Origin of the sequence: Erythrobacter colymbi (genome assembly GCF_002155685.1) — a bacterium.
Taxonomy (GTDB): Bacteria; Pseudomonadota; Alphaproteobacteria; order Sphingomonadales; family Sphingomonadaceae; genus Erythrobacter; species Erythrobacter colymbi.
On record NZ_MUYK01000012.1, the window covers coordinates 75,887 to 86,158 of the forward strand.

Annotated in this window: 11 protein-coding genes; 1 reads left to right on the plus strand and 10 read right to left on the minus strand. The window is 62.9% G+C overall.

The features are described 5' to 3' along the window. Positions 1-51: 51 nt before the first annotated feature. From BZF57_RS16565 to BZF57_RS16610, 10 genes are all read right to left on the minus strand, one after another. Positions 52-456 carry a CopG family transcriptional regulator gene (locus BZF57_RS16565; RefSeq protein ID WP_086740061.1) on the minus strand — a complete coding sequence of 135 codons (405 nt, stop codon included), beginning with the start codon at positions 454-456 and terminating at the stop codon, positions 52-54. After that, on the minus strand, positions 453-2,516 hold the full coding sequence (locus tag BZF57_RS16570; protein WP_086740064.1) for a conjugal transfer protein TraG: 2,064 nt from the start codon (positions 2,514-2,516) through the stop codon (positions 453-455). Before BZF57_RS16570 ends, BZF57_RS16565 begins: the two co-directional genes overlap by 4 nt. A gap of 28 nt (positions 2,517-2,544) precedes the next feature. Continuing rightward, positions 2,545-4,302 carry a relaxase/mobilization nuclease domain-containing protein gene (locus BZF57_RS16575; protein WP_086740086.1) on the minus strand — a complete coding sequence of 586 codons (1,758 nt, stop codon included), beginning with the start codon at positions 4,300-4,302 and terminating at the stop codon, positions 2,545-2,547. Between the two features lie 235 nt (positions 4,303-4,537). Beyond that, entirely contained in the window at positions 4,538-5,311 is a 774-nt protein-coding gene (locus tag BZF57_RS16580; RefSeq protein WP_086740066.1) for a lytic transglycosylase domain-containing protein, read from the minus strand. Between the two features lie 2 nt (positions 5,312-5,313). Continuing rightward, positions 5,314-5,646, minus strand: a complete 333-nt coding sequence (locus BZF57_RS16585; protein ID WP_086740068.1) for a DUF736 domain-containing protein — start codon at positions 5,644-5,646, stop codon at positions 5,314-5,316. Continuing rightward, positions 5,643-6,236, minus strand: a complete 594-nt coding sequence (locus BZF57_RS16590; RefSeq protein WP_086740071.1) for a S26 family signal peptidase — start codon at positions 6,234-6,236, stop codon at positions 5,643-5,645. The genes BZF57_RS16585 and BZF57_RS16590 overlap by 4 nt, the downstream gene beginning before the upstream one ends. Continuing rightward, positions 6,233-6,742 carry a DUF2840 domain-containing protein gene (locus BZF57_RS16595; RefSeq protein WP_086740073.1) on the minus strand — a complete coding sequence of 170 codons (510 nt, stop codon included), beginning with the start codon at positions 6,740-6,742 and terminating at the stop codon, positions 6,233-6,235. The genes BZF57_RS16590 and BZF57_RS16595 overlap by 4 nt, the downstream gene beginning before the upstream one ends. A 247-nt stretch (positions 6,743-6,989) precedes the next feature. Next, positions 6,990-7,856 (minus strand): replication initiator protein A, encoded by an 867-nt coding sequence (locus BZF57_RS16600; protein WP_086740075.1) that lies wholly within the window; start codon positions 7,854-7,856, stop codon positions 6,990-6,992. Continuing rightward, positions 7,856-8,107, minus strand: coding sequence for a helix-turn-helix transcriptional regulator (locus BZF57_RS16605; RefSeq protein WP_081097054.1), 252 nt, complete (start codon positions 8,105-8,107; stop codon positions 7,856-7,858). Before BZF57_RS16605 ends, BZF57_RS16600 begins: the two co-directional genes overlap by 1 nt. A gap of 118 nt (positions 8,108-8,225) precedes the next feature. After that, positions 8,226-8,561, minus strand: a complete 336-nt coding sequence (locus BZF57_RS16610; RefSeq protein ID WP_196490541.1) for a DUF2285 domain-containing protein — start codon at positions 8,559-8,561, stop codon at positions 8,226-8,228. A 173-nt stretch (positions 8,562-8,734) separates the two neighbouring features. On the opposite strand from BZF57_RS16610, the gene BZF57_RS16615 reads away from it, so the two are divergent. Next, positions 8,735-10,105 (plus strand): IS1380 family transposase, encoded by a 1,371-nt coding sequence (locus BZF57_RS16615; RefSeq protein WP_066117545.1) that lies wholly within the window; start codon positions 8,735-8,737, stop codon positions 10,103-10,105. Positions 10,106-10,272 lie beyond the last annotated feature (167 nt).

Here is a 10,272-nt window from a genome sequence, read left to right on the forward strand (position 1 = left end):
GTCGGATGAGAGGCTGACCACAAACCAATGGCCATCGCCAAGGTCGGTTTCTTACCCTTCCATCTCTTCCCGCAGCTTCGGCCCAGCCTCCATCCGCCGCGCTAAGGACTCCACAAAGGCCTGATACCGCTTTTTCCCGGTTGCCTGTGCCGCCCGCATTGCCTCGTCGGGCAACGGAGCATTGCTGGTGAGCCAGAACCGCACGAAGATCGCAAACGCTTCATTCGACAGCTCAACATGCCATTCGAGGCGCTCAAGCTGCCGCGATATCCGGTCGAGCCGCTTGGTCAGCACGGCCTCGACCCGTTCCTCCTGGTCAGGCGTGAGCATCGAAGCGAGCGCGGCCTCGAGGACTTCTGTTTGCGACACCCGCCTGGACCGCGCACGCTCCGAAAGCTGTCGCGCCAAGTGGGCATGGATGCGGAACGTCATCTTTTGGCGATCAGGCTTCTTCATAGCTCGATCCCATCGTCTGGATCGAGCGATGCATTGCGCGCATTGCGCCGCATGGCCCGGTCAATGGCCTGCCGGTTCTGTGCCGTCTCGTCCGGGGATGTGTCGGCGTCGGGATCGAACGGGTTGAAGGGACGGTCCGGCTCCGGCGCAATACTCTCATGCTCGGGCAGGCCGGGCTCCTGGCGGATACCGCTGGTCTCGGTCTGACTTTCGGCCTCCGACTTCATGTTGCGCCTCTTGACGGACGCTTTGGGCCTCGTGGTTTTCAAAGCTCCTATCGCTGCGGGCCGTCCATTGGCCTCGGGAGCCTGGAGAAGCTGTTCGGCTTGGATGGGCTCACGGCCAGACCAATCATCTGCAGCAGCTTTCGAGAAATTGGCGTGTACCGGCTTGGGTGGCTCGAGCACACGCATGGTGAATCGCGGGTCTCGGAAATAACGGGCCTTGTGCGCACGGATCGGCGGGATCCCAGCAGCCATCACGACTTCGTCATCTGGGGGCAGTTGCATCACTTCGCCGGGCGTCAGCAAGGCCCGTGCTGTCTCGGAGCGCGAGACCATGAGATGCCCCAGCCATGGTGAAAGCCGGTGCCCTGCATAATTCTTCATGGACCGCATTTCCGTCGCGGTTCCCAAGGCTTCCGAGATTCGCTTCGCAGTCCGCTCGTCATTGGTCGCAAAACTGACCCTGAGGTGACAGTTGTCGAGGATGGCATTGTTCTGGCCGTAAGCCTTCTCGATCTGGTTCAATGACTGCGCGATCAGGAACGCCTTGATCCCGTAGCCCGCCATGAAGGCAAGTGCGCTCTCGAAGAAATCGAGCCGTCCGAGCGCCGGAAACTCGTCGAGCATGAGAAGCAGACGCTGTGGACGATTGCCGGGATTGAGGTCTTCGGTCAGGCGCCGGCCGATCTGGTTGAGGAGCAGCCGGATGAGCGGCTTGGTCCGGCTGATGTCACCGGGCGGAATGACGAGATACAGCGAGGTCGGATGCTGACCGGCCATAAGGTCTGCGATGCGCCAATGCGACGCGCTGGTGACCTTCGCCACCACCGGATCGCGGTAGAGCCCAAGGAACGACATCGCGGTCGACAGCACGCCGGACCGCTCATTGTCCGATTTGTTGAGCAGTTCCTGCGCCGCTGCCGCCACGACGGGGTGGACACCCTTTTCACCAAGATGTCGGGTGGCTTTCATTCGGTGCAGCGTCGTTTCGATCCCGCAGCGCGGATCAGACAGGAACGCGGCGACCCCGGCGAGCGACTTGTCCTTTTCGGCATAGAGCACGTGAAGGATCGCGCCGACAAGCAAAGCATGGCTGGTCTTTTCCCAGTGGTTGCGCTTTTCAAGGCTGCCTTCAGGATCGACCAGCACGTCGGCGACATTCTGCACATCGCGCACTTCCCATTCGCCGCGCCGGACCTCGAGCAGAGGATTGTAAGCTGCGGAAGCGGGATTGGTCGGATCGAACAGTAGAACGCGGCCATGGCGAGCGCGAAAGCCTGCCGTGAGCTGCCAGTTCTCGCCCTTGATGTCGTGAATGATCGCCGATCCGGGCCAGGTCAGCAGCGTTGGAACGACCAGGCCCACACCTTTGCCTGACCGTGTCGGTGCGAAGCAGAGGACATGCTCAGGTCCGTCATGCCGGAGATAGGTGTCCGCGAAGCGTCCGAGTACCACACCAGCATCTCCGAGCATGCCCGCCTTGCGGATTTCGCGCTCATTGGCCCACCGCGCCGAGCCATAGGTTTCGGCCTTCCGGCGTTCGCGGGCACGCCAGACAGACATGGCGATAGCGACCATGAAGGACAGAAATCCGCCTGATATTGCAATGAGGGCACCGCGCTCGAATACAGACGGCGCATAGGCATCGAATGCGAACCACCACCAGAAGAAGGCCGGTGGCGGATAGACGGGGGAAGCGCCGATCCAAAACCACGGCTGTCCCAGTTCCGGCTGATAGCCAAGCGCGGCAGCGGTCCACTGGGTCGCGCTCCAGATGGTGAGGAGGATAATCGCGAACACGGCCAATATCTGGCCCCAGAGAATCTTGTCATTCATGGGATTTTGTCCTCTCGGAATTGGTGCATCACAGGCCGATCCCCCGCCCGCGACCCAAGCTCCAATCGACTGTCCCGCCGGGCGACATCGTGCCTGTGATGTGTTGCCCAAGGTGCGTGTCGAGCGCTGGGCGCCACGGCACGAGCTGGAAGCTCATACCGTCGTCGATCATCGCGAAGCGCCCGGACGATAGTGTCAGGCGCTCGCGATAGATCCCGCTGACGTATTCGCCCGAAGACGACGATTTGTGCTCAAGCCCGGTCCTCGCAGCGATCGCTTGCGCGGTCGACGCAAGCTCTTCGTTCCGGAGCGTGCCGATAAGGTCCTGTGCGAAGATCAACCTCTGTCCCTGCCGCCGGGCAAGACCCTGCGCTTCGAGATGGTGCGCGCGGGCCTCCATCGCGTTGCGCACTTCGAGTCCGAAGCCATTGCCTGTGGTTACCGGTTCGCGCGCGACGATCTGGCGATCGAGCCATGTTGCGCCTGGCGAAGTGATCTGGTCCGCAAGGGGCACGTCCGAACGTGTTGCCAGCGAGAGCCGTGTCTGGCCTTTGGCGTCCTCCCATGATCTGAGCTCGACGATTGCTCCCGGCCTCGCATCGCCGGTCATGTCCATGTCGTCGAAGCGCAAGTGATGCGTACGGCCATCGGTGCCGTCGACGATGGCATAGGCGCTGCCTGCCAGTTCATCCTGGAGGCCGCGCTCAACGAGCCGCCCGACGATGGGGTCACTGGGCGTCTTTGAGTGCAGAGCCAGTGCAGCTGGATCGAAGCGTCCGCCGTCCCGGGTCATGGCGCGGTGCATGGTCTTGATGATGTCGTTGCGGACCGAAAGATCGCGCAAGGCGCGCTCGGCACCGGGATCAATGGTCCAAACTGCAGGACCTTCGCGGGACGCAAGCCCTAGCTGTTCCAGCTTGGCGGCACGGCCGATGAGCAGACGGCGCATGCCGGGTTCGCCATCGCCGCCTGGGCGAAGGTCGACCCGGCCCGACATGTCCTCGCCGAGCTTTGAGAGCTGGCGGTCAAGACCAGTCCACCGTTCGGCATCGACTTCGCGTTCAAGTGCCGTACGGATATCCAGTTCACTGCGCCGTCCGAGTTCGAGCGTGACGCGCTCCTCGGCTCGGCGGCGCAGTCCATCGCTTATGTAGCCGCGGTCGATGATCAGGTCTGTGCCGTCATCAGCAACGCCGCGGACAAGGATATGAATGTGCGGATTGTCGGTGTTCCAGTGGTCGACCGCCACCCAGTCCAGCCTGGTGCCGAGATCCTTGGCCATGTCGGTCATCAACTCGCGGGTGAATGCCCGCAGGTCCGGCATGTCGCCCGCATCTTCGGGACTGACGATGAAGCGGAAGTGGTGCCGGTCATCCTCGCAACGATCGGCGAAGCCTTCGCGATCACTCTCGTCAGAGCGGGCATCGAACATGGATGCATCGCGTCCGTCGCGGGTCACCCCGTCGCGTTCGAGATAGGAGATATGGCGAGCAAGCGGTGCGGCGCGATAGTGTGCGCCCTTGTGCCGGACGATGCGAGCCAGGACAGTAACCCGTCGCTGACCAGGCGAGCGGTGTCGCATAGCGGCAAGCGCAAGCCGACCTCGGCCCGCTCTGCCAGAGCTTCGGCCTGTTCGCGTCCCACCTCTGCGCAGGCGCGTTTGGCCTGATCGTGCTGCAGCACGGCGGACCTGTGCCGCCAGCTTCTGGCCTCTTTGGCCTGCGCCCTTACCGCTGTCTCTCCCCCTTCCCGGCCGGACACGAAATTCATTGTCGTCCCCGCTCATGGTCGGTGTGCCATACTGTTTTGCGTTGAAAACAAAGCCGAATTCGAAGCAGCGTATGGCAGACATGCCTTCATGCCATACGAAATCTGCCAATCATCCCAACCACATAGGACTAGCCTGCTGGCAGCCCTTTTATCTTGCCCTCCAAAACTGACATGTCTCTCCCACGCCTGCCTCACCGCCAGAACAAGCCCGCACATCGCCGTGACCGTCAGAACTGCGACCGAGAACACCATCACGGCACCTGCGGTGAAAGCGGAATAAACAGGGGGTGCGGAGCCGACTCATCGCGCTGCGAAGAAGCCGCTGTTGGTGCACTGATCGCACGTTCCAGCTGCACCGAAGTTGCATCGGTGATGACTTCTGCGCCGCCATAGTCACGCGCCGCAAACAACGCCGCCTGACGCCAAGATTGCGGAGCTGATGCCGGGATCGCCGCAGTGGCAACAGTACTGGCTATACCAAGGCTTGGGGTGATCTGCGCAACATAGCTGACCGTCTCTGCGGGCAGTCGTCGCCGGCCATTTGCATAATCATCGGCCCGGCCCGGCCCGGCATTGTAGGCCGCCAGCATCAGTCTGACGTCGCCATATCGGTCCCACATGGCGCGCAGATAGGCGGTTCCGCCGAGAATATTGGCGCGGACATCGAACGGATCAGATCCAAGCCGATGGCGCTCGGTGAGCATTGCCCAGGTGCCGGGCATGATCTGCATCAGGCCCATCGCACCTGCTGACGAAACCGCGCGTGAATTGCCCTGGCTTTCAGCCCGCATGACCGCCCAGATCCAGAGTTCGGGTATCCCGAAGCGCTGGGAGGCTTCCGCGACATGCGGTGCATAAGGATGGGCCGCGAACTGGTCTGGCCCGGTAGTAGACGCTACCTGCGGTGCGGCCACTGAACTGACGCCAAGTGCGAGGCAGAGACCGGGAAGGAGCAGATAGCGGTGCAGACTATAGGCGATCCGCAATGGATGCCGCCTGCTCGCGGAGCGCGAACGACGATCCATGGCTATCTCCGATCGCGATGTGTCGGGCGTGACCAGAGCAGGTGATGTTCGTCATGCCGACCCATCGAGCGGAGCAGGTTGGCGCGCAAAGGCTGGACAAAAGCCGGGTCATCGATCTGTACCGCGACATAGGCGCCGGCGCGCTCGCCGGTGCGATTCCATCCCGCACCGATTTCGATGCCGGTGTCCGCATCGCCAAGCAGAACGCGCCAGTCGGGCGAATTCTCGCTGTCGTTTGCAGGCGCTGGAACAAGTGTCACAGCAGCATCAAGTATGAGCGTCCTGATGCGGCCTGCAAAGCCGTCCTGCGTGGATTGAAAGTCGCCGATCATCATGGCTTGATCTCCTGGTTGGTCGTGGGGGAAGAGGTGGGTCTGTCTGGCACATGCCAGCGCAGCGGCTCTCCGGGTGCATTGCGTGTGAGGACCGGGCGCGCGGTGCCAATCAGGCCTGCTGCCGGGAGTACCCCGAAATAGCGCCCGTCGAGACTGTCGGGGGCAGGATTCAGGAGGAAGATTTCACTGGCACCGACCTGATGGCAGCCGCGCCAGACAGGCAGCGCGCGACCCATGCGGTCCTGCAATTTGGCTACAGCCATTGGCCGTCCATCGATCGTGATGACTGCACCGACGCGGCAGACCTGCTGACCCGGCAAAGCCGCGACATGCTTCATGAGCGGCACGCCGGACGGCAGATAGCGGCGGTGATCGAGAAATCGGGCAATCTCGACGCTAGGCGCGACAGCGACGAGCTGGCCGAGCGTCACAGGCGCATCGCTATCGATCCGGTAGAGACCGATGGGCGCGCTGGCGCTAGCGTTCCACATCAACAGCGGTCGCGGTGACAGCACAGCGACGGCGGCAAATCCGGCGCTGAACAGGCATGCCGATAGCATCGTCGCGCGCAGATACGGACGGCGGCTCACGCTTCGAGCGCCTTGCGCCGAAGCCAGGCTGCGTGGCGCTCAGCCGTATAGGTGCGAGCCGGCATTCCGGCGTTCAAGCGGTTGCAGACATGGCGCCAATGATCGGGTGATGCGTCGCACGGATCGACCCCGGCAGCTTCTACGGCATCAATGGCCTGGAGCACTTGTGCGACCTTGGGCCAGCCTTCGATATGCAACAGGATTTCACCGCCCGGGCGCACGAATGGCAGCGTCGTGTAAGGCTCGCCGGGTTCGACGGCGGTGATGATGTCGATGCTGGAGTGAACCGTTCCGAAGTCGCTCGACAACCAGCGCACAAACGCGAAGGTTGTCCCAGGACGGAAGCCGACGATACGTGTGCGACGGTTGATGATCCGATCCGTCGCCATGCGGCCGAAGCGGATCCATTGCTCGTAGCGCTTCTCGATCCAGGTCAGTTCCACCTCGGTCAACGCGCTGCGTGGTTGCGGTCTGGCTGCAGACCGTTGCAATGCCGGACTGCTCATGATCGCCGTCCCGACCCCGAGCGCAAAGCGGCGGTCCCGAGGCTTGGCAGCGTCGGCGCTGCGCCAGCGTTTTCCACAGGTGGCCGGGCCGTTAGCAAGAATCCGAAGGATTCTGTTCTATTAGCACCGTTAGAGAGCAGTCGATTTGTCGCGGATTTCTGCGGTTTTCCGGCACTATCGGGTTTCCGATAGGCCGAGGATCGGGTTTCTGATGGGCCGAATCTGGCGGTTTTCGATAGGCCGAGCGTCATGGCAACTTCTCCACAGGCAAGCCAACGCGCCGGGCCGCAGCGACGAACGAGTCGACGGGAATGGGTTTGAAAATCAGCCGCTCGCGGCCGAAGCTGTGCTCGAGGCTCAAATGGTAGCCCGGAAGCGACTGCTGCCGGACGATCTTGCGCAGCTCGAACGCGAATTGCTTGAGCGGCGAGAGCACGCCTGATTTGAGATGCAGGTGTGGAACGTCGAAGCTCCAGCCACCGCGCTGATGGCCGCCATGCTTGCGCACAATCCGGTAAAGCCAGCGCTCGACGCCGCCAGTCAGGCTGAAATAGGCCCGGTCGATGGTCAGGATCAGCCCTCTGTCGAGCACGCCTGCATAGAACCAGTCTGGCAGGATCATCTCGATACCGGTCGCCCGGCCATGGTCGTCCAGTGTTTCCCGCCATTCGTTGATCCAGGAGAAACGGTGGCGGCGACGTTGGTGCTGTTGCCGGATTGAGGTCGCAACGGTGGTGGATTGCAGTCGGTCAAGTGCCGCGCGCAGCCGCTCATAATGGTCTTTGCCAGTCCCGCGCCCGATGAAGTTCAGGATTTCGTGCGGTCGAGCTGCAACAAGGCGTGACGTGGGTCTTCCTGCATCGCGGGCCTCGACGAGTTGGCTAGCCGCCCAGATCAGGATGTCGGCGTCCCAGATGGTCGCCATGCCATGCTCCGGCACGGCCTCGACCGAAATCCAAGTCGCGCCCATCGTGAAATCGATTGGTGTGCAGCGGCGCGATTTGGCGAGGCTGAAAAAGGGCCACGCCATGAGATCCTGTGCGTCCCGCGCGGCGATATCGCCGCCGATCGGCCGGAACAGCTCCAGTTGCGTGGCGGGCGCAAAGGGCCGCATCAGCGCCGCACCGGTCGAGCGGAGAGACAGATGCCTTTTCCGGGGTCCGACGTCGAATTCCGGCGTCCATTCTGTGCCCAGGCGTCGAGGTCTGCGATGGCATAGACGATCCGGCGCCCCAGCTTATGAAAGGCGGGCCCTGTCCCATAGCACCGATGCTTCTCCAGCGTGCGAGCGGAAAGCCCAAGGTGAACGGCAGCGTCTGGTGTTCGAACGTAGCGCGGAACGACGGGTACAAATTCTCCATCCATGACTGTCCTCCTGTGAAGTGCCGGACACACGGGGATTGACCGGCGAGCAGGAGGCGAGAGATCGGATTTTCAGGGGATTGGGTGAACGGACATACCGCGACGGTCTGGATTGTCCCGATCAGTTGCCGTTCAGCAGGCGGCGGTAGCCGCCGTCGCGGACTGCGAGCGCGTGGCGGTGCCAGCGTGCAATCCGCTTGCGCTCGCTTGAGCTATCCCATTCAGCTGCGGAGTAGTGGCGCGCGTCGTTGGCAATCAGGTCAACTGCGAGTTCGCGTGCGCTGACACCTTCAGGCAAGGCATCGAGCAACCTCAACCATTGCACCAAACGCCAGCGTTCGGATGGCCCAGGGTCGAGAGAAACTGGTCGCGGACGCAGCCGACCAAAGTGAATATGCTCATGGAAAGCTGACATGGCAGCCCGGCGCAGTTCCCAGAACGTGTCCGCAGGCAGCATATAGGTGAGCGGGTCAGTGTCGGATGCTCCTGTTGGGACGGTCAACCGATAGCGTCGTCCGCTAGCCCATCTTATTCACCGGCGATGTCGTGAAGGGTTGGCGGGAGTGGTGTAAGCATTTGCATTGTTGTAGGAATGTGGTTGTTCAAGCCAGACCTGCAACGGGGCAAAAAATGCCACAGACCACACCCGCCGGATGCGATGATAGCGCGGCTGCATTTTCGTTTCCAGCGGTTGGCGGCAAGAAGGTCACAGCTGCGTTTGACGGCGGCAGGCTGACCTCGGATGGCGGTGTGCTGCTGCTGGCTCAGGCCGAGCGCATGATGGGCATCTGCCAGCAGCTTGCGGCATGTATTGCTGATCCCCGCGATCCGTCGCGGGTGGTCCATCGGCTTGAGGATATTTTCCTTGCCCGTGTGCTGGCGATCGCGTGCGGCTATGAGGATGCCGATGATCTCGACGCCCTGCGCGATGATCCTGGTTTCCGCCTGGCGCTGGGCAAGCTGCCGGGGGCAGGTGCGGGACTTGCCAGCCAACCGACCATGAGCCGATGGGAGAACGCGCCGACCACGCGCGAGCTGGCCAAGATGCTGGCGGCCATGGTCGACATCTACTGTGCCAGCTATCCCGCTGCTCCGGCAGCCGTGACGCTGGACATCGATGATACCTGCGATGTCGTGCACGGCTATCAGCAACTCTCGTTCTGGAACGGACATCATGGCGAGCGCTGCTTCCTGCCGATCCATGTTTATGACACTGCGACCGGCCGTCCGGTGGCGATGCTGCTGCGCACGGGCAAGACGCCTTCGGGCAAGGAGGCTGCGGGCCACATCCGGCGTCTGGTGCGTCATCTTCGCCGCCACTGGCCCGATACCCACATCACCATCCGCGGCGACGGGCATTATGGGCGGCCCGAGGTCATGGCCTTCTGCGAGGCTGCCGGCATCGATTACGTGCTCGGCCTGCCGACCAATGCCGCGCTGCGCGCCGATCCCGTCATCGTCACGGCTGCCGATGCCTGTGCGGTCCGCCGCGCCGAGGAAGGCCGCGTGGTCCTGCGCAGCTATGCCGAGACCCGCTACGGCGCGAAGAGCTGGAACTGCCAGCGCCGCGTCGTCGCCCGGATCGAGGCCAGCACGCTGGGCATGGACATCCGCTACGTCGTCACATCGCTGACCGAGGGCTCGGCCGAGCACATCTACGACACGCTCTACTGCGCGCGCGGACAGGCAGAGAACCTGATCAAGCTGCACAAGACACAGCTGGCCAGCGATCGCACCTCGTGCCGGTCGGCCAATGCCAATCAGATGCGCCTGATCCTGCACACCGCCGCCTACTGGCTCCTGTGGCGCGTCCAGCAGGCGATGCCGAAGACCGCCGCTCTGGCGAGGGCTGAGTTTACCACCCTGCGCCTGCGGCTGCTCAAGGTTGCCGCCCGCGTCATGGAAAGCGCTACCCGCATCCGCGTCGCGTTCGCCTCGGCCTGTCCCGACGCCGATCTGCTGCGCGCCATCGTTCTCGCGCTCAAGCCTGCGCCCACATAGCCGGTGCGGCAGTGCCGCCGAAACCCCCGAGCCAGTCCTTCAACCCGAAAAGCCCATCGATCACAGCGCGGTGAAAAACTCCGCCAAAGGCGCTCGCCCGCGTCACGCCGCCAGCGGCACCGCCGGCGCCGGGTAGCCTGCAAACGCACCCTCATGAATAAGAGAGG

What these genes read in the sequence shown, in the direction of transcription:
- BZF57_RS16585 (WP_086740068.1), bottom strand. Translation starts at nt 5,646, where the DNA reads ATGATGATCGGCGACTTTCAATCCACGCAGGACGGCTTTGCAGGCCGC.
- BZF57_RS16600 (WP_086740075.1), bottom strand. Translation starts at nt 7,856, where the DNA reads ATGCGGCCCTTTGCGCCCGCCACGCAACTGGAGCTGTTCCGGCCGATC.
- BZF57_RS16575 (WP_086740086.1), bottom strand. Translation starts at nt 4,302, where the DNA reads ATGAGCGGGGACGACAATGAATTTCGTGTCCGGCCGGGAAGGGGGAGA.
- BZF57_RS16565 (WP_086740061.1), bottom strand. Translation starts at nt 456, where the DNA reads ATGAAGAAGCCTGATCGCCAAAAGATGACGTTCCGCATCCATGCCCAC.
- BZF57_RS16580 (WP_086740066.1), bottom strand. Translation starts at nt 5,311, where the DNA reads ATGGATCGTCGTTCGCGCTCCGCGAGCAGGCGGCATCCATTGCGGATC.
- BZF57_RS16605 (WP_081097054.1), bottom strand. Translation starts at nt 8,107, where the DNA reads ATGGATGGAGAATTTGTACCCGTCGTTCCGCGCTACGTTCGAACACCA.
- BZF57_RS16595 (WP_086740073.1), bottom strand. Translation starts at nt 6,742, where the DNA reads ATGAGCAGTCCGGCATTGCAACGGTCTGCAGCCAGACCGCAACCACGC.
- BZF57_RS16570 (WP_086740064.1), bottom strand. Translation starts at nt 2,516, where the DNA reads ATGAATGACAAGATTCTCTGGGGCCAGATATTGGCCGTGTTCGCGATT.
- BZF57_RS16615 (WP_066117545.1), top strand. Translation starts at nt 8,735, where the DNA reads ATGCCACAGACCACACCCGCCGGATGCGATGATAGCGCGGCTGCATTT.
- BZF57_RS16610 (WP_196490541.1), bottom strand. Translation starts at nt 8,561, where the DNA reads ATGCTGCCTGCGGACACGTTCTGGGAACTGCGCCGGGCTGCCATGTCA.